Genomic DNA, 16,858 nt, shown 5'->3' with positions numbered 1-16,858 from the left:
CCCTCAAATATTATTCAAAAAAGATGACAGGCGGACTAACGGACTTTTTCATTTTTGGTCACTTTATCCGTCAAAACATGGACAACTTATACCAGCTGTTTTTGGTCATTATGCGGTAGCATTAACAGAATGAGTTTAAAATGCGTCCAGAAGATCCTCCAGGTGGAGTGATGCTTTTGTCATAACTATCTGAAAGTGATGCTGGGCTACTTAAAATTTTAGGGGACCCTTGCCCTTCTGGATTGGGATTATATAATGCTTTGTCAGTAACATTTGGTCCGGGAACAATCACTTTGTTTCCATTCTTATTAAGCAAGATTTGCCTATCACCCGATGAATTTTTTGCTAAAGCAGTTCCGGCAAAAGTAAATACAAATACTATGCAAAGAATTAATGAAACGACCTTCCTAACCCGCATAATCTTAATTCCTCCCTGTTTTTAATATTGATAAAATCAATGACTTTAATCGGGCTTTACCTAACAAAACCCATACTAATTTAATTATCCATTGGATTCACCCCCCATGTTTACACTAATCCACAATTAAAAAACGGAAGCAAAAACCAAATAAATCTTGGTTCTTAGCTTCCGTCCTTCGGTCAGCTCCAAACATTTTATTCTTTATTCCGTTTTCTAATCAGAAAATCATACCCAACCACTTTACTATTTTTAATAATTAAAGTAAAGTTTCCATATTTTGTATCCCTTAAGAATTTATTAAGAGCTTTTACCGTCTCACTATCTAAATAATTAACTATAACAGTTAATTCATCATTTTTCAATTAATCACAAGCCCTTAAACGATAATTTAATATACAGAAGATATCATAAATTTCTTCATATGTCAACATATTCCTCAATATATTATATTATATTATATAATTATGTCTAATTATGACGAAAACTATTAAAAAACATAAAATCTTAGAACAACCTCCCATCTCAATGGTCACTATAAATAACTCCCTTAATATACTCCCTCTATCCTTTTTCTCTACGTTCACTTTATTGAGAATACTGTTACGTAGTTGGAGTAGCGCTTGCCATTAGGAAGCGATTTTGAGGACGGCAATGGCGAGAGCCACTTTATGATATTAGCGTTTCTACTGTATCGCCATTGCAAGTCAAACCTATTATATTAGAACCGCCTTCGAAATAGCGAGGGAACTGTCTGAGCGAGAGAAGCGAGCGAGTTTGACCGAGCCCGAAGGCTCATGAGTTCATACAATTTTAAGGGGCGAATATGAGCCCGTTGGCAAGCGCTACTCCAACTCAGCCAGTAAAACTTTATATCATGTTATCAAAAATCCTTTTTATTTGCATATAAAATCCCATTTTCCTTTCCATGCAGTATCACAACCGCCGGGCTGTAAAATAGGATCGCCCGTCTTGGCCCTGGCCTCCTGAACACTGGAGCCGTTTGCCAGGACGTGATTATTGGACAGCACCATCAATTCATTGGTTCTCTTGTCTCTGACCACCGCCCCCAAAGTGCCCGCGGTGGACTGGTAATGACCGATGCTCACTCCCGGCTGGCACGGCCGCTCGCGTGACGTGCGCACGTCCAGCATCCTGACGGTGCCGATTTCGACCACGTCGGTATCCAGGCCGTCAATTCGCCTTGGCACGATATGACTGCGGGCAAGGTTCGACGTATGCACTTTTTTTTCCACATAAACGATATAAGCCGGACCTCCGGTATCATTTCCTCCGGCATTTTTGTAGCCGATTCCGACACCCACGACATTTTTTAAGCCCAACAATTTTCCGCGATATTTTTTAAAAGCGTTAAAATACCTATCCATGTTTTCGTCAATCCCTCCTTTGGATCCTACAACATGATATGCAGGCTAATAATCAGAGGGCACTAAACCGTCTTAATAAGGTGATTTCGGAATTCCCATGCGATATTTCCCGCGGGTTTCCATCCCGCCGATGCCTTCGAAGCCGGTTACCGTCCCGGCAATGATATCCTTGATTGAAATCGGATCATAAATTGAGGTGTAAGCGATTTTCTCCACGACAAAAACAGGATCGTAAGCGTGGATTAATACCCGTTGCGGAGAACTGGCGAAGTTGGCTCCGGCGGTCAGGATCGCTTCGTAATGCGACTGGCAGGCCCCCGCGAAAATAACCAAGTCATCCCTGCTTTTTTCATAGCGCCGGGCCGCCTTGATCGCCTCAACAAAATATTTTGACGAGTAATAATTGTCAATGTCCCTAAAATCAACCTTGCCCTTGATAAAACCGTCATGCCCGGTGAGCACAAGCAAATCCGGGCTGTGTTTTTTAAGCAAATCCTCCACAAACGCCGGCTGTTTGTCTTCATCAATGCAGTAACCGTTGGCGGGGATGCTCAACTGCTTGTATGTTGTTAAACAAAGCTCCAGGTAATCATTGTCGCCGTCAATGTGTAAAACAGTGCCGGGAATATCATAACCGTCCATTTTACCCTGTTCCGGTTCTTTGCTCCGGTCCCCTGGAACAGCCCTGCCCAGGATGATTTCCCGTTCTTTTACCCGGCGGCTGAAAATTCGCTTCATGTGTTCGCTGTTGCTCTTGGCCTGCTCCATCAAGTGCCTGGCGAGGACACCGGGTTCGACCTTGATCAGGTCATCCAGCGGCGCGTTCGCGTAGAGCCTGAGATGCAGCCCTTTTAAATAAGCGAGCTTGCGGCCGTCCTCGTGCCTGAACAGATCCACTACCTTAAAAAAAACATCGGAATTATAGGACTTTCTTCCTACAATATCACCTTGTTTAATTTCTCCCATCATACCTGGACTCCTCAATATTCATGTGTCTTTGGTATATAATATGTCAGCTGCAAGGTGACTTGTGATTCGCTAGCAACTTTCCCCGGCTTCTTCCATATGTTAGATTAAATAAATTGAAAGGGAGTTAGCAATGCTTGCTGCCGTAGTGCCGGCCCGCAATGAAGAGAAGCGATTAATCAAAGCCATTGACACACTGTTAAACACACCCGTTGATCTGATTATCCCAGTGCTTAACGGATGCACTGACAATTCCCCTTCTTACATCAGCCGGCTCAAGTCCCCCCGGGTAATGCCGCTATATTTTATTGAACCGCTGGGTATTGACGTGCCAAGAGCGGCAGGCGCTAAAATAGCATATGACGAAGGCGCCGCGGCGATACTTTTTTTGGATGGCGACATGGAAGGAGATATATCAAAAAATATATGTGAACTGCTGGAAAGCGTAAACTCTCACCGTCTTGACATGTCGTTAACTGATTGTTATCCGGCCACCGGCAAAGACGGCCTTTCAACCCTGGCATCCCACCTGCTGGAAGAGCGCCGCAGGTTAAACCGGGAAATCGGCCTGGAAAAAAAAGTCGGCGCCGCTTCACCTTCCCACGGGCCGCACGCTGTGTCCCGGCGCTTCCTTAACACCGTGCCGCTGCGGGAACTGGCGATTCCCCCGGTCTCCCTGGCGCTGGCGGCAAAAAACAATTTAACAATTGACATAGGCACGACAATCGGCCATAAATACCTGGGCTCACCCGAAAAAGACGAGCACCATTCCAGGCTCATCGCCGAAACCATCATCGGGGACTGTATCGAAGCCTTCTGCGCCTTTAATAATAAAAAACGGGGCAGAATCAGGGGGGGTATTGAATATACGGGCTACCACCTGGAAAGACGCTTCGACATCCTGGATGGATTCACCGCCGCTCCTTGTTTATATTGACAAACATATAAATTTAATTAATCTCTATAATGGCAGGGGGGGGAATAGGGAAATCAACGGCCGCAATCACGCCAATGAAAACAATTCGGGTAATACCGGCGAAGGTATGCCCGAATTCTATTTACTGCAAGAATGTTTGCGGAAGCGGGGTTAAGCGGAAGCTAAACGAGTTCACTTCGTATGTTTATCAGCCACGCTGGAAGCGCCATAAGCGTCTGGTTTGATTTTTGCCCGGAAACCGCTTCCCGTGACCATGCCCACCACTTCGCGGATGAGACTCTTAGTTTCACCGTGGTTGCCCACGTCAATATGGATTTCCACGTTCAATTCATCAAAACCGCTGTTGCTGAAGTATTTATTGACCATTCCTCCCAGTTCCAGGCTTAGCGCCGTTTCGTAAAAAATTTTTTGCCGGAGGCTTTTGATCTTCCGGTGTGTTTTTTTCCGGTAATAATAACGGGCGCCCTTACCCAAACGATGCACAATTACGGCGGTGACAAAGGAAGTTTCCCTTTTAACCTGGGAATCCGAACCGATAATGATTTTATACGACGAGGTGGGTATGCCTTTAATATAATTAATTATGTCGTTCATCATTTCATCAAAGTCCATGCGGCCCTTCGAAGGGCTTACAAAATACATGGCAACCAACCCCCACCTGTCAAATTCAAGACTCCCATTCGGGCTTCCTGACCCTTAAGCAGTTACGCTATTTTACAATTCAAGACGATAAACTGATTACTCTACTTCTATAATAATCATATCTAAACATATTGTTTCTAAATACCGCGCGGCTTAACTTTCAACTCCCCCGGATCTTCTGCAAGCAACCGGTTAAACGGGCAAATTCGGCCAGGCACAAAGTTTCACCCCGCCGTCCCGGATCGATAGCAGAACTCTCCAGCACCGCCTTCCACACTTCCTTCTCAATACCAAATCCCGAATCCGCCAGAGAGTTCAGCAATGTCTTGCGGCGCTTGCCAAAAGCCGCCCGCACAACCTTGAAGAAGGTTTTCTCATCCTGAACAGGATCACGCGGCGGCCGCGGTAAAAGCCGCACAACAGCGGAATCCACCGCCGGCGACGGGAAGAAAACAGTTCTGGGAACCCGGAAAAGAACTTTTACCTCAGTAAAATACTGCACGGCCACGCTCAGCACGCCATAATCCTTGGTGCCGGGCGCGGCGGCGAGCCGGGCGGCCACTTCGGACTGAACCATCACAACTATGCGGGATAAATTATAGCGCTCCTGTAGAATATGTATTAACAGCGGGCTGGTAATATAATAGGGCAGGTTGGCGAGAAGCTTGTACTGCCCGCTTCCCCGGCCAAATCTTCCACCGGTTTTTTCGTGAACCAGCTTGTCAAAATCAATTTCAAGAGCGTTGCCGTGAATAATTTCCACATCTCCGGCGCCTTCCACTACTTCCGCCAGCACGGGCAGCAATCCCCGGTCCACTTCCACCGCCAGCACCTTGCCGGCTTCGCGGGCAATTCTCGTGGTCAAAGCGCCGAGCCCGGGGCCGATTTCCACGGCCAGATCGCCGGCCGACAAGTCGGCCGCTTCGATAATTTTATCAATTATATTGGAGTCTACCAAAAAGTTTTGGCCTAAACTCTTCCGGCAGGATAATTTATTGCGCTTAAGCAGATCCCGCACTACCGCCGGTGACGCGACTTCCTTCAAACTGGCTCCTCCCGCGTTAACTCTCAGCCCAGGATGACGTGGCGCTTACCTAGAGGGCGATTTCTTAAGCCATTATGCAAAGAACGAGTGAGCCCTCGAATAACCATTAAAGCATAATTTCGACATACTACATTTATTTCCTCTTTATTATGCCCTAATATAAATAAAACAAAAAGGCCTTTCGGCCTTTTAATATAGCTAATCCAGCACATATACTTTTACCCGCCTCAAGCCCCATCCCATAGCTTCGCCATATGATCCGAAAAACAGGTCGATGCGGTTTCCTCTTATCGCGCTTCCCCGGTCAAGGGCGGTGGCATAACCATAACCGTCAACATATAATCTGGTCCCCATCGGAATCACGCTGGTGTCTACAGCCGCGACGCCGTAATGCGGGGCGGCGCCTGAAGCAGTGTTGCTGCCGGTGTAGGTATAGGCTGAAGCCAGCATATCCATGGCGCGGGAATACCGGATATTTTCGCCGCCACGGGACACAGCCATGGTGCTCCCGTATACGACTATCTTGTCTGTCGGCGGTTCAAGCACCTCCCGGGAAACTAACTGCCGGTCAATCTCCTGGCCGTCTTTAAAAGTAACCTGCCAGGTCTGACGCTCCTTCCCTTCTTTGCCCTCCTGCGCCACGCGGCTGGCTCCGCCCGGCATCAAAATAGTGTACTGTTTTTTCGTCTCGTAATCAATTGGAGCTTCACACACCTGATTTTCAGTTTTAATCCTGACAACTTTTACAGTCATCCCGGGGCTGACCGGGTCGTCTTTGGCCGGTTCAACCTCATCTTCCGGACCCAGGCTGATCCCGTATTCTAAAAGCGCGTCCTCAACTTTCCGGGTCATCGTTCTAGCGGCAATTTCGGTTCCGTCCACGGCAATCGTCAGATCCGTGGCCCGCTTTATCGTTACCACCATGCCCTTTTTCAACCGGGAATCAAGAGAAGGAGTCACCTCGTCCTTTTCCAGCAGGGCGATATCTTGCGAATTCAGCAAACCTCCAACCGTTAGGGAAAAGGTTGTCACTGCCGTCTGGCTGCCGTCAATATCCACAACCACTGTTTTCTTCGCCCAGGCATAACAGCCCAACAGGAACACAACCGCCACGGCAATCAAAACAGGCCACTTGAACAAAGCCCCCCGGTCATAGTTTACTTCTTTCTCTTTACTACTCATTAATTGCCTCCCTTTTTTATAGTATGGCAATAATGCAGACCTTAAACGCTGGAAACATTATCAGATTGCGGCACGCCGTCCGCGACAGCCATGATTATTTTTTCCAATATAATTTATTTTGCCATGTATTATTTTACTATATGGAGTAAGCCCTGGATAGATTTATTTTTTGTAAGATTATAGCTAATAATGCCAAAAAAACCGGGTTATCCGCCCAGTGGTTCCACTTCTTATTTTTGTTATATTAAGTAAATTTATACTCCATAAGGAAATTTATACTTTAAAACTCAATACCCCTTTGGGCGTAGAGCCCTTCTGTAAAGGGGTGCTTTATTTCCTTCATTTCAGTAACCAGATCAGCCTGTTTGATAATCTCGGGAGGCGCGTGACGTCCGGTAAGCACCAGATGCAACCGCTCCGGCTTTCCGGCGACCAAGGCCAGCACGTCTTCAATGGAGAGCAGGCCGTAATGCAGCGCGTATAATATTTCATCCAGAATGATCAAGTCGTATTTACCCGCGTTAATTTCGTTCGCCGCCGCGTTCAACGCCTCCCGGGCAGCGCGGCTGTGCCGGTCCGGAGACTCTTCACCCGCGCCGCGAATAAACCCTTTCCCCATCGGCCGTATTTCAAAACCCGGCCCAAGCTTCTCCGCCGCCTTGCTCTCCCCCGACTGCCGGCCGCTTTTGATAAACTGGAGGATCAGCACCTTCATGCCCTGACCCCAGGCGCGCAGCGCCAGCCCCAGCGCGGCGGTCGTTTTGCCTTTGCCGTCGCCGGTGTTAACCAGAAGCAGCCCTTTCCCCCTGTCCATTATTAAAATCCCCTTCCGGCAATGGACTTAATTAATACTTATAAATGGGGACATTCCTCTAAACGGAATAATCTCCGGCCGTTTTCAACGCAAATCTTGGCTAGTTCGTCAGCTTCCATCTTTTTCAGAGCGGCTATTTCCGTCAATGTAAACCCTACGTAAGCAGGCTCGTTTCGTTTTCCCCGGTGCGGCACAGGGGTAAGATAAGGCGCGTCGGTCTCCACCAGGAGGCGGTCCAGCGGCACGCGCGCGGCCACGTCTTTCAGCCTCGCGGATTTGGGAAAAGTCACCGGCCCGGCGATGGAGATATAGAACCCCATCGCCATACACTCTCTGGCCATCTCCCAGCTGCCGGAGTAGCAATGGATAACCCCGCCCGCGGGGAAAGGGCCGTCGTTGCGCAAAATATCCATCATGTCGCCGTGGGCTTCCCGGTCGTGAATGACCACGGGCAAGTCAAGCCTCCTGGCAAGAGCCAGTTGACCTCTAAACACTTTTTTTTGTTCCGGGACCGGGGAAAGGTTCCGGAAATAATCCAAACCCATTTCACCCAACGCCACGACTTTTGGATGAGCCGCCAGCTTCTCCAATTGCTCAAGGTAATCGGCCGCCGTCTCGCCCGCGGCATGGGGATGCACTCCAACCGCCGCGTAAACCAAATCATACTTTTCCGACATGCGCAGGGCCCTGCGGGAAGAATCGAGTTCAAACCCGACATTGACGATATTCACCACTCCCGCGGCGCGGGCCCGCCCGATCATTTCATCCCGGTCGGCGTCGAAATCTTCAAAGTCTATGTGGGCGTGCGTATCAAACAAGATCATAAACAATCATTCCTTTAATTTTTTCACGTCGATGCGCGGGAACAAAGCCTGCCCCTTTTGGACCGCCGCACCTACAGGCAGTTTGCCCCAGACCAGCGCGTCCCAAGTCGTCAGCTCAGGCCGGTCCTCAATGCCAAGCTGCGCCCAGACCTTCCCCGGCAGCAACGGCATAAACGGAGAGAGCATGACGGCAATGAACCGCAGGCTCTCGGCGAGGTTGTATAATACCGTGGCAAGCCGCTCTTGCTTGGCGGGGTCCTTGGCCAATCCCCAGGGAGCCGTTTCATCCACGTACTTGTTGGCCCTGCCGACCAGACGCCAAATTGCGGCCAGCGCGTTGGACAGCTCCATTTTGTCCATAAGCTCTTCAACAACCGCGGGGGTCTGTTCAGCCAAGTCGATCAGTTCCCTGTCCAGTTCTTCAGGCGCGGCAGGCGTCTGAACCGTTCCCTGAAAATATTTTTCCACCATCGCCACGGACCGGCTGACCAGGTTGCCCAAGTCATTGGCCAGGTCCTTGTTGATCCGCTCCACCAGCAAATCCTCATTGTAGTACCCGTCCGAACCGAACGGCAGCTCGCGGAGCAGGTAATAACGGATGGCGTCGACGCCATATTTGTCAATCAGCGCCAGCGGGTCAACCACATTGCCCTTGGATTTGGACATTTTGCCGCTCTCCAAAAGGATCCAGCCGTGGCCCACCACCTTTTTCGGCAGTTCGATCCCCAACGCCATGAGAATTGCCGGCCAGATGATGCTGTGGAACCGGATGATGTCCTTGGCCATCAAGTGCACATCCGCCGGCCAGTATTTTTTAAACAAGCTGTCGTCCTCAGTCCCGTAACCGAGGGCGGAAATGTAATTGGTGAGAGCATCGATCCAAACGTAGATGACATTTTTCTGATCAAAAGGCACCGGAATGCCCCAGTCAAAGGTTGTCCGGGATACGCAAAGGTCTTCCAGGCCGCTCTTGATAAAACTCACCATCTCGTTCCGCCGGGAGGCCGGCTGGATAAAATCAGGGTGCGCCTCAATATATTGAAGCAATTGATCAGCGTATTTGGAAATCCGGAAAAAGTAATTTTCCTCGCGGACCATCTCCACCGGCCGGCCGCAGTCGGGACAATTGCCTTCAACCAGCCGCGCTTCCGTCCAGAATGTTTCACACGGGGTGCAATACCACCCTTCATAGCCGGCTTTGTAAATATCACCCTGATCGTAAAGCCTTTGAAATATCTCTGAAACTACTTTTTTATGGCGTGGCTCGGTGGTGCGGATAAAGTCGTTATTGCTGATCTCCAGCCGGCTCCAGAGGCGTTTAAATCCAGCGACAATCTTATCCACATATTCCTGAGGCGTCTCCCCCTTGGCCATGGCTGCCCGTTCAATTTTTTGGCCGTGTTCGTCGGATCCCGTCAGGAATCTGGCGTCATAACCCGTCATTTTTTTGAAACGGGTCATCGCATCCGCGGCCACGGTGGTGTATGCATGGCCGATGTGCAGGTTGTCACTAGGATAATAAATTGGCGTGGTGATATAAAATGTTCCTTTTCCCATGATCCTTCCTCCCTGACTCTCCAATAGCTAATTCGCCTGATGAGTCATATACTACATATTATTGCTCTGAGCGGCGACAAAAAAACCCGCACCCCGTTTAGACGACAAGGGCGGAATTTTTATACTGATTTTAAAGGATGAACAGCAATTTGTCAAGTTTGCGCCAATGCTGGCGCCAAGCAAAAAAATTGTAAAAAATTATAAATTTTTAGTTGACTTTTAATGACATCATTGGTACCATTTAGTTATGCAATCTTTATTTTTTATTGCATTATATAGAAAAAAAGGAGGAGGTAGCAATGAAATCTACGGGGATTGTGAGGAAAGTTGACGAACTTGGACGGGTGGTTATTCCTATCGAATTAAGGCGTACTTTGGGGATTGACGAGAAAGACGCGCTGGAAATCTATGTCGACGCGGAAAAGATTATCCTGAAAAAGTACGAGCCTGCCTGCGTTTTCTGCGGCAACGCGTCTGACGTGCAGCATTACCGCGGCAAGCTGGTCTGCCGTGAATGTGCGGTAAGCATGTTCGAAAACACCAAGGCCATCTAAGAACCGGGAAACAATACTTTAACTGCGGAATTATTCAACGAATCTATACCTATTCATGGTACAAGCTGTTTAACAACTAAGCAACTAAAAAGAGAAACCTCTCTCTTTTCAGTTGCTTTTTTGTTTTTTCAGCACCACGGCGCGGTAAACCTCCCTTCTCGGCAAGCCATGCGCGCGGGCGACCGCACGGATGGCCTCTTTTCGTCCGGCGCCCTCCGCTTCCAGCCGGGCAACGTGCTCAGCCGGTTCCAGGGAAACCTCCGTCTTTTCAGCCGTCTCCAACAGCTCACCGGCGGCGCCGGCCAGAACAAGACAAAATTCCCCCCTGGGCTCTTTTCCCCGGAAATGCTCCAGCACCTCGGCAACCGTACCCCTTACCACCTCTTCGTGCTGTTTGGTCAGTTCTCTCGCGGCTGCCATCAGGCGGTTTCCAAAAACCTCTTGCAAATCAGCCAGTGTTGCCGTCAAACGGTGTGGCGCTTCGTAAAAAATCAGCGTCCTCGGCTCACGCGACAAAGCAGCCAGCTTGTCCCGCCGCGCCTTTCGGGCCGCCGGCAAAAAACCTTCGAAGGCAAAAGCGCCGGCGGGCAGCCCCGACACAACTAGCGCGGTGATACCCGCGCTGGGGCCGGGAACCGGAACCACCTTCAGATTGTTTTTCAGCGCCGACACCACCAGTTCGGTGCCGGGGTCCGAGACTCCAGGCATGCCGGCATCGGTCACCAGCGCGATCTGCTTGCCTGAAGCAAGCAGATCAAGGAGATACCCTCCCTTTTTTTGACGGTTGTGCTCGTGGTAGCTGGTCAGCGGGGTGTGGATATCGTAACGGCTCAGCAGCTTGCGGGTATGGCGCGTATCCTCGGCCGCTATCAGGTCAACTTCGCGCAGCACCCGCAAGGCTCTTAACGTGATATCCTCCAAGTTGCCGATGGGAGTGGCGCAAAGATACAGCGTCCCTTTTTGTTCCATAGTGAAAATTCACCTCTGCGGCAGTTCAGCCTTCCGTTCGCTCCGCGCGCGGCTCATGCTCCTTTCTCAAAAAAGCCATACAAAACAGACAATCCACCGTCCGCCTGCTCCCGAAGTTTAAATTGCACACATGAAAACCCTGATCATAAAGCTCCAGGAGATTTATGAAGCCCTCGCCCGTTTTCCCCGTTTCACCCTGCCCCGCGCAGGCAATGCCTCTCTCCCGGCAGGCGTCGGCCAGCCCTTTTCTCAGCCTGGCGTTTTCTTCTTCCAGCTGACGCGCTTTATTTTTTATATCCTGCATTTCCGCTAACAGGGCATGCAGTTTGGCTTCCATATCTTTCGCTATTTTAAAAAAAGATTGCAACTAAACACTCTCCTCGCCCGGTGTTCCGGCGCTCTCCTTTTGCTCATCCGTCAGGCAATTGCAGGCGGGACTGTTTTTCAACGTTACTTCTTCGCTCTGGTATTCCTTCACTATTTTGCTTTCCTTTAATTCCACGCTCAGGCCTTTTTTGATAATATTAACGGCCGCCACTTTTCCTTCGCCATCAGGGGTTATAACCCATGTCCCAATTTCCGGGAACTCCTCCTTGGCATGTTCGTAGCACTCATTTTCATATTTCAGGCAACACATCAGCCTGCCGCAGATACCTGAAATTTTAGTCGGATTTAAAGACAGGTTTTGGTCCTTCGCCATCCTGATCGATACCGACACAAAATCAGACAGCCAGGCCGAGCAGCAGAGTTCCCTGCCGCAGCAGCCAAGTCCGCCGACCATCTTCGCCTCGTCCCGCACACCGATCTGCCTCAGCTCAATCCGGGTCCGGAAAACAGCAGCTAAATCCTTAACCAGTTCCCGAAAGTCGATCCTTCCTTCGGCGGTAAAGTAAAAAATTATTTTATTTCCATCAAAGGTTTGCTCAACACCCACAAGTTTCATTGGCAGTTTATGGGCGGCTATCTTCTCCAGTCCGACCTGAAAAGCCCTGCATTCTTTTTCTCTGTTCAGCGATACTTGGTGCAGGTCGGCGTCGGTAGTCTTACGGATCACCTTTTTCAAGGGCGCAACCATCTCATCTTCTTCCACCTCGAGGGGACCGGCCACCACCTGCCCGTACTCTATACCTCTGGCAGTTTCTACGATTACGCCGTCACCCAGGGTCAACATATGCCCGTCAGGGTCAAAAAAGTAAACTTTTCCAGCCTTTTTGAAGCGCACCCCTACCACTATCAGTCCCATTGGTTAACCTCCAAATCTGTTTGTGTGCCGCTCATACCGCCGGCCAGGCGCAGGAATAACACCTCAAGGACCAGTCTCATGTTCGCATTGGCCAGGATCTTGTTTTTGGCCTTGGCAATAATCTCTATTATTCCCACAAGACGCCCGGTTTCAAAATAACCAGCCCCTTTTTTTAACGCATTAATCTGGTCGGGGTTAAATAATAGTCCTGCTTCGCCCGTTTCCTGCCAAATGAGCAGATCCCGGTACCAACAGGCCAGCATTTCCAATAAACCCAGAGCCTCATCCCTATTCTTGGACATCCTTTCGGCTTCTGCCAACGCCTCCAGGGCGCCCGCTTCCTGCAATAAAACGGTTAACCGGACAGCGGCGTCCCGCCTTTTTTGAAAAGAACCTGAAACATAGGCAAGCGCCTTGCCCGGGCTGCCGCCGGATAGAGCGGCCAGCAGCCTGGCTTCCTCCCGCGCCAGTCCATGCTGCTTGTTCAGGAGCGAGGCCAACTCATGAAAAGGAATCAGCTTGAAAATATACTGCTGGCAGCGCGACAAAACGGTGGCGGGCAATGCCTGCGGCAGCGCCGTCAGCAATACAAAAACGGTTTCGTCAGGCGGTTCCTCAAGGGTCTTTAGCAGGCAATTGGCAGCTTCGGCCGTCATGGCTTCAGCCTGCTCAATGATAATTACTTTCCGGCCGCCCTGATATGAGCGAAACATTACCTTGCGCTGAATGCCGCGAATCTGTTCAATCTTTATTGACGAGCCCGCCGGACGCACCCAATGAAAGTCAGGGTGATTGGCGTGCTCAAACTGGCGGCATGCCCGGCACCGCCCGCAGGCGTCTCCCCGGTCCGCACCTTCGCAGAGCAGCGCCCCTGCGAACGCCAGAGCGGTTGTCGCCTTGCCCACCCCTTCCGGCCCCGCGAATAAATAAGCGTGGCCCACCCGGTCATGTAGCAGAGCGTTAAGCAAAGCCCGGATAATTTGTTCGTGCCCGGCGATTTCCCTCAAGAGACGCATTTAAATAAAACTCCTACCATAATAAAGTAGTCAGTAGTCAGAAGTCAGAATAAAAGAATGGTTAATTGTCTTGATATATTTTAAATTCTAATCGGAAACAATATCCCTGACCACTTGATAGATTTCTTCGTGAATCTCCCCGATGTTTTTCAGCCGCCCGCCGGCCACACAATCGATCCGGCGCCATTTGTGCCGGTCGGCGATCTCGCGGGCATTACGGTAAGATTTTACGATAAATCCGTAATCCCGCTCATGAATGTCTTTTTTATCTTCGCCTGACTTGTTAACCCTGCCGTCGATCAGCTTCCTGCTGTGCTCCGGCGGCATGTCCAAAAAAATAACGCAGTCGGGCGCCGGGAGCTGAAACAAGTTAAACTCGAAATCCAGCAACCAGTTGATATAATTTTCTCTTTCCATATCGCCGGTTATTTTCGCCGCCTGATGAACCATGTTCGCCGTCGTGTAGCGGTCAGCGACAATAATGCCGCCGTTTTCATAGAATTCTTTCCATTCCTTTTTATAGGAAGCATACCGGTCGACAGTATAAAATGTGGATGCGACATAGGGATTTACATCACCTGGCTCACTGCCGAATTCACCGTTCAAGTACATTTTAACCAAGGCCGAAGATGCGCTTCCGTAATTCGGGAACTCAACTTTTCTCACATGATACCCCTCGGCCGCCAACCGTTTGTACAGTTTTTCGGCCTGGGTGCCCTTGCCGCTTCCGTCACCCGCTTCTAAAGCAATGAGTTTTCCTCTCATAATTGCTCCCGCACAGCCCCCTTGCTTCCTCATATGCTATTCTACCACAACTTTTATACTTTTTAACGTACGGCCGGACAATCCCTGGCAGGTCAATCCAAGTTTCACCACCGCGGCCAGGTACTCATAAACCGCGGGAGTTATTTCTTCGCCCGGGCACAATACAGGAATACCCGGCGGGTAAACCGCCACCATCTCGGCGCATATCCTGCCGCGCGCTTCTGCCGGCGCAACCCGCCGGGCAGAAGCAAACCAGGCGTCCCGGGGCTTCATTCTTTTCACCGGGCAAGCCGGTATTTCGGGCAATGGGACAGGCGCCGCGGCCAGCCTGTCCCGCCGCGCTATGTCCCGCAAGGCGAAGACCAGGGCGTCGCACTCCGCCTGGGTGGTGCCGGTTGACAAAAACGCCACAATATTGACCAAGTCGGCCATTTCAATAGCAATATTATAACGGCTGAACAACAATTCGCCTACCTGATAACCGGTCAGGCCCAAACCGTCAACCGACACGACCAGCTTAGTCAAATCAAGAGCCCGGCTGCCGCCGGACAGGTGTTCTTCCGATAGAACCTTCAGCCCGCTGACGCCGGCCAGCCGCTTTCTTGTTTCGCCCGCCAGCCTCAAAGTCTTTTCCAGCAATTCCTGGCCGGTCAGGACCAGCTGCCGCCTGGCCAGGTCAAGAGAGGCCATCAGAATATAAGACGGACTGGTTGTCTGCAATAAATCCAGCGCGCCGGCCACCGCGCCGGGGTCAAGGAGTCCGCCGCTCAGATGCAGCAGGGCACTCTGGGTCAAAGAGCCGCCCATTTTGTGGGTGCTCTGCACGGAGGCGTCGGCACCGGCCGCCATGGCGTCACCGGGCAATCCGGGGTGAAACCGCAGGTGGGCGCCGTGCGCCTCATCAACAAGAAGCGGTTTGCCCGCATCATGCGCCGCCCGGACCTGCCCGGCCAGCTCGTCCGCCACCCCGTAGTAGTTCGGCCGGACCGCCAGGACAGCCCCGGCACCGGGGTTCGCTTCAAGCGCCCGACGTACCTGCCCGGGTGAAACGCCCCCAGCTATCCCAAATTCTTTGATTGTCCAGGGAGCGACATACTCAGGGTCGGCGCCGGACAAAATCAAACCGCCCATTACGGAACGGTGGGCGTTCCTGGGCACAATTACTTTCCCCCGGCCTCCCACCGCCAGCAGTAAAGCATGCACGCCTGCCGTGGTACCGTTTACCAGAAAAAAGCTCTTGGCGGCTCCATAGGCCCGGGCCGCCAGTTCCTGGGCGCGGGCAATCACCCCCCGCGGGTTATGCAAGTCGTCCAGTTCCGGTATTTCTGTCAAATCCAACGCGAACAAAGCTTGTCCGCCGAGAGACGACAATTCCACGGGCAGACCGCGGCCCTGCTTGTGCCCCGGCACATGAAAATTTGCCGCCCATTTCCCGGCATAATTTTGCAGCATCTTAAAAAGGGGAGCGTCACACTGTCTGGTAATCGCCGGCAACCTCCAGACTCATTATTTTAAAATGCCATAAATTGCTTAGGCAAGATCGAGTCCATTATATTTCAGAAAAATGCAAGTTATACTAATTAAATATTTTATCATACCTGACATCGACCTACCAAGTTTAGGCATTGTCATTGCCAGCAGTTTTAACTCATAGATAACCGATTCCTGGTCAAAATATTTTTATGCAAGAGTCAGTAATTGAACTTTTTCGTCCCGAATTATTCTGACTCCTGACTCCTGACTCCTGACTCCTGAATACTTAAAGAAAGGGTGTGGACAGCCACGGCCGGAAATATTAATAAGAAGGTCGATGAAAAATCCCTGTCAAGAAAGTATCGCACTAATGTCGGCAGATTAATCAGGGCGTTTAAACTCGGTCTTTCCGATCAAGAAATTGCCGAAAGAACCGGTGTCAAGCTTTCCACCATCTATTTAATCAAGCAGGACATCGAAATGCTCCACAGGCGGATCCGGCTTGCCAAAAAAAAACAAGCCCTGGCGGAAGCTCAAGCCCTTGGGAAACACCAAATTTTTTTCAACCCTGTAATAAAATAATCATAATCAGGGTTATCAGCGGATAAAGCCAAGATTTTATTTTCGCAGTCGCAACAGATATTATGGCCGGCGACCCAAAGCGCCTGCTCTCCCTCTTGCAGCGCCCGCCGGCAAATGATACACACTGGAAAAATGCTGCTCACCCTTCTTCATCACCTAATATTTTTTTAAAAGATTTCAACATTAGATTATGCGCTCAATCATTTCGGGGTGACCTTATTAAGGTCGCCTGCAAATAAGAAAAGTAAATTTTGTAAAAAAACAACCGCTTCGACATATTACAACACTATCCGCCACTATCATATGATATAATACAATTTATAGTATAAAATGGCAAACCGATTGAAAAGTTGGGGCGCAAAGCTATGGGTCTAAGGCTGGTAAGGCTATGACTGCCAGGCTGCTGTGACATAATCCAAGCTGATCAAGCCTCTTATCCTTCACCGGTGCGGAGGCTTTATTATATATCTCCAATCTAACCAA

Annotated in this window: 19 protein-coding genes and 1 riboswitch; of the genes, 3 read left to right on the top strand and 16 right to left on the bottom strand. The window is 50.2% G+C overall.

Annotated features, from left to right (window positions below):
- Window positions 1-121: 121 nt before the first annotated feature.
- The 3 genes from L9W92_RS12100 to yabG form a co-directional block, all read right to left on the bottom strand.
- Window positions 122-418, bottom strand: coding sequence for a hypothetical protein (locus L9W92_RS12100; RefSeq protein ID WP_240084009.1), 297 nt, complete (start codon window positions 416-418; stop codon window positions 122-124).
- Between the two features lie 896 nt (window positions 419-1,314).
- On the bottom strand, window positions 1,315-1,806 hold the full coding sequence (locus L9W92_RS12095; protein ID WP_240084008.1) for a hypothetical protein: 492 nt from the start codon (window positions 1,804-1,806) through the stop codon (window positions 1,315-1,317).
- A 72-nt stretch (window positions 1,807-1,878) separates the two neighbouring features.
- Window positions 1,879-2,772, bottom strand: a complete 894-nt coding sequence (gene yabG, locus L9W92_RS12090; protein WP_240084014.1) for a sporulation peptidase YabG — start codon at window positions 2,770-2,772, stop codon at window positions 1,879-1,881.
- Window positions 2,773-2,905: 133 nt separating this feature from the next.
- Between yabG and L9W92_RS12085 the strand changes: the two genes are divergently transcribed.
- Window positions 2,906-3,709: a glycosyltransferase family 2 protein gene (locus L9W92_RS12085; RefSeq protein WP_240084007.1), complete on the top strand. Its 804-nt coding sequence runs from the start codon at window positions 2,906-2,908 to the stop codon at window positions 3,707-3,709.
- Window positions 3,710-3,880: 171 nt separating this feature from the next.
- Here the strand turns inward: L9W92_RS12085 and L9W92_RS12080 are convergent, their stop codons facing one another.
- From L9W92_RS12080 to metG, 6 genes are all read right to left on the bottom strand, one after another.
- A complete protein-coding gene (locus tag L9W92_RS12080; protein ID WP_240084006.1) occupies window positions 3,881-4,351 on the bottom strand; it encodes a ribonuclease H-like YkuK family protein in 471 nt (156 codons plus the stop codon).
- Window positions 4,352-4,511: 160 nt separating this feature from the next.
- Window positions 4,512-5,396 (bottom strand): 16S rRNA (adenine(1518)-N(6)/adenine(1519)-N(6))-dimethyltransferase RsmA, encoded by an 885-nt coding sequence (gene rsmA / locus L9W92_RS12075; RefSeq protein WP_240084005.1) that lies wholly within the window; start codon window positions 5,394-5,396, stop codon window positions 4,512-4,514.
- 198 nt (window positions 5,397-5,594) lie between these two features.
- Entirely contained in the window at window positions 5,595-6,578 is a 984-nt protein-coding gene (locus L9W92_RS12070) for a resuscitation-promoting factor (RefSeq protein ID WP_240084004.1), read from the bottom strand.
- 280 nt (window positions 6,579-6,858) lie between these two features.
- Complete coding sequence (cobO, locus tag L9W92_RS12065; RefSeq protein WP_240084003.1) at window positions 6,859-7,392, bottom strand: cob(I)yrinic acid a,c-diamide adenosyltransferase; 534 nt, start codon at window positions 7,390-7,392, stop codon at window positions 6,859-6,861.
- A 38-nt stretch (window positions 7,393-7,430) separates the two neighbouring features.
- Window positions 7,431-8,216 carry a TatD family hydrolase gene (locus tag L9W92_RS12060; RefSeq protein WP_240084002.1) on the bottom strand — a complete coding sequence of 262 codons (786 nt, stop codon included), beginning with the start codon at window positions 8,214-8,216 and terminating at the stop codon, window positions 7,431-7,433.
- A gap of 6 nt (window positions 8,217-8,222) precedes the next feature.
- Window positions 8,223-9,773, bottom strand: a complete 1,551-nt coding sequence (metG, locus tag L9W92_RS12055) for a methionine--tRNA ligase (protein ID WP_240084001.1) — start codon at window positions 9,771-9,773, stop codon at window positions 8,223-8,225.
- A gap of 299 nt (window positions 9,774-10,072) precedes the next feature.
- On the opposite strand from metG, the gene L9W92_RS12050 reads away from it, so the two are divergent.
- Window positions 10,073-10,327 carry an AbrB/MazE/SpoVT family DNA-binding domain-containing protein gene (locus tag L9W92_RS12050; RefSeq protein ID WP_240084000.1) on the top strand — a complete coding sequence of 85 codons (255 nt, stop codon included), beginning with the start codon at window positions 10,073-10,075 and terminating at the stop codon, window positions 10,325-10,327.
- A 108-nt stretch (window positions 10,328-10,435) separates the two neighbouring features.
- On the opposite strand, the gene rsmI is transcribed toward L9W92_RS12050, so the two are convergent.
- From rsmI to L9W92_RS12020, 6 genes are all read right to left on the bottom strand, one after another.
- Complete coding sequence (gene rsmI / locus L9W92_RS12045; protein WP_240083999.1) at window positions 10,436-11,296, bottom strand: 16S rRNA (cytidine(1402)-2'-O)-methyltransferase; 861 nt, start codon at window positions 11,294-11,296, stop codon at window positions 10,436-10,438.
- A 25-nt stretch (window positions 11,297-11,321) separates the two neighbouring features.
- Window positions 11,322-11,663: an initiation-control protein YabA gene (locus L9W92_RS12040; protein WP_240083998.1), complete on the bottom strand. Its 342-nt coding sequence runs from the start codon at window positions 11,661-11,663 to the stop codon at window positions 11,322-11,324.
- On the bottom strand, window positions 11,664-12,539 hold the full coding sequence (locus tag L9W92_RS12035; RefSeq protein WP_240083997.1) for a PSP1 domain-containing protein: 876 nt from the start codon (window positions 12,537-12,539) through the stop codon (window positions 11,664-11,666).
- Window positions 12,530-13,555, bottom strand: a complete 1,026-nt coding sequence (gene holB, locus L9W92_RS12030) for a DNA polymerase III subunit delta' (protein ID WP_240083996.1) — start codon at window positions 13,553-13,555, stop codon at window positions 12,530-12,532. Before holB ends, L9W92_RS12035 begins: the two co-directional genes overlap by 10 nt.
- 87 nt (window positions 13,556-13,642) lie before the next feature.
- Window positions 13,643-14,323 (bottom strand): dTMP kinase, encoded by a 681-nt coding sequence (locus L9W92_RS12025; RefSeq protein ID WP_502687946.1) that lies wholly within the window; start codon window positions 14,321-14,323, stop codon window positions 13,643-13,645.
- Window positions 14,324-14,356: 33 nt separating this feature from the next.
- Window positions 14,357-15,814: an aminotransferase class I/II-fold pyridoxal phosphate-dependent enzyme gene (locus L9W92_RS12020; protein WP_240083994.1), complete on the bottom strand. Its 1,458-nt coding sequence runs from the start codon at window positions 15,812-15,814 to the stop codon at window positions 14,357-14,359.
- A 276-nt stretch (window positions 15,815-16,090) separates the two neighbouring features.
- On the opposite strand from L9W92_RS12020, the gene L9W92_RS12015 reads away from it, so the two are divergent.
- Complete coding sequence (locus L9W92_RS12015) at window positions 16,091-16,375, top strand: hypothetical protein (RefSeq protein ID WP_240083993.1); 285 nt, start codon at window positions 16,091-16,093, stop codon at window positions 16,373-16,375.
- On the opposite strand, the gene L9W92_RS19365 is transcribed toward L9W92_RS12015, so the two are convergent.
- A complete protein-coding gene (locus tag L9W92_RS19365; RefSeq protein WP_353681847.1) occupies window positions 16,327-16,500 on the bottom strand; it encodes a sigma factor G inhibitor Gin in 174 nt (57 codons plus the stop codon). The genes L9W92_RS12015 and L9W92_RS19365 overlap by 49 nt on opposite strands.
- A 197-nt stretch (window positions 16,501-16,697) precedes the next feature.
- Window positions 16,698-16,783: riboswitch (cyclic di-GMP riboswitch) on the top strand.
- Window positions 16,784-16,858 lie beyond the last annotated feature (75 nt).

The sequence above is a fragment of the Pelotomaculum terephthalicicum JT genome (assembly GCF_022410535.1).
Lineage (GTDB): Bacteria > Bacillota > Desulfotomaculia > Desulfotomaculales > Pelotomaculaceae > Pelotomaculum_D > Pelotomaculum_D terephthalicicum.
Note: the sequence above shows the minus strand (reverse complement) of the source record. Positions and strands in the feature narration are given on the sequence as shown.

What these genes read in the sequence shown, in the direction of transcription:
- L9W92_RS12095 (WP_240084008.1), bottom strand. Translation starts at nt 1,806, where the DNA reads ATGGATAGGTATTTTAACGCTTTTAAAAAATATCGCGGAAAATTGTTG.
- holB (WP_240083996.1), bottom strand. Translation starts at nt 13,555, where the DNA reads ATGCGTCTCTTGAGGGAAATCGCCGGGCACGAACAAATTATCCGGGCT.
- L9W92_RS12080 (WP_240084006.1), bottom strand. Translation starts at nt 4,351, where the DNA reads ATGTATTTTGTAAGCCCTTCGAAGGGCCGCATGGACTTTGATGAAATG.
- L9W92_RS12060 (WP_240084002.1), bottom strand. Translation starts at nt 8,216, where the DNA reads ATGATCTTGTTTGATACGCACGCCCACATAGACTTTGAAGATTTCGAC.
- L9W92_RS12085 (WP_240084007.1), top strand. Translation starts at nt 2,906, where the DNA reads ATGCTTGCTGCCGTAGTGCCGGCCCGCAATGAAGAGAAGCGATTAATC.
- yabG (WP_240084014.1), bottom strand. Translation starts at nt 2,772, where the DNA reads ATGGGAGAAATTAAACAAGGTGATATTGTAGGAAGAAAGTCCTATAAT.
- L9W92_RS12050 (WP_240084000.1), top strand. Translation starts at nt 10,073, where the DNA reads ATGAAATCTACGGGGATTGTGAGGAAAGTTGACGAACTTGGACGGGTG.
- metG (WP_240084001.1), bottom strand. Translation starts at nt 9,773, where the DNA reads ATGGGAAAAGGAACATTTTATATCACCACGCCAATTTATTATCCTAGT.
- rsmI (WP_240083999.1), bottom strand. Translation starts at nt 11,296, where the DNA reads ATGGAACAAAAAGGGACGCTGTATCTTTGCGCCACTCCCATCGGCAAC.
- L9W92_RS12070 (WP_240084004.1), bottom strand. Translation starts at nt 6,578, where the DNA reads ATGAGTAGTAAAGAGAAAGAAGTAAACTATGACCGGGGGGCTTTGTTC.
- L9W92_RS12035 (WP_240083997.1), bottom strand. Translation starts at nt 12,539, where the DNA reads ATGGGACTGATAGTGGTAGGGGTGCGCTTCAAAAAGGCTGGAAAAGTT.
- L9W92_RS12100 (WP_240084009.1), bottom strand. Translation starts at nt 418, where the DNA reads ATGCGGGTTAGGAAGGTCGTTTCATTAATTCTTTGCATAGTATTTGTA.
- cobO (WP_240084003.1), bottom strand. Translation starts at nt 7,392, where the DNA reads ATGGACAGGGGGAAAGGGCTGCTTCTGGTTAACACCGGCGACGGCAAA.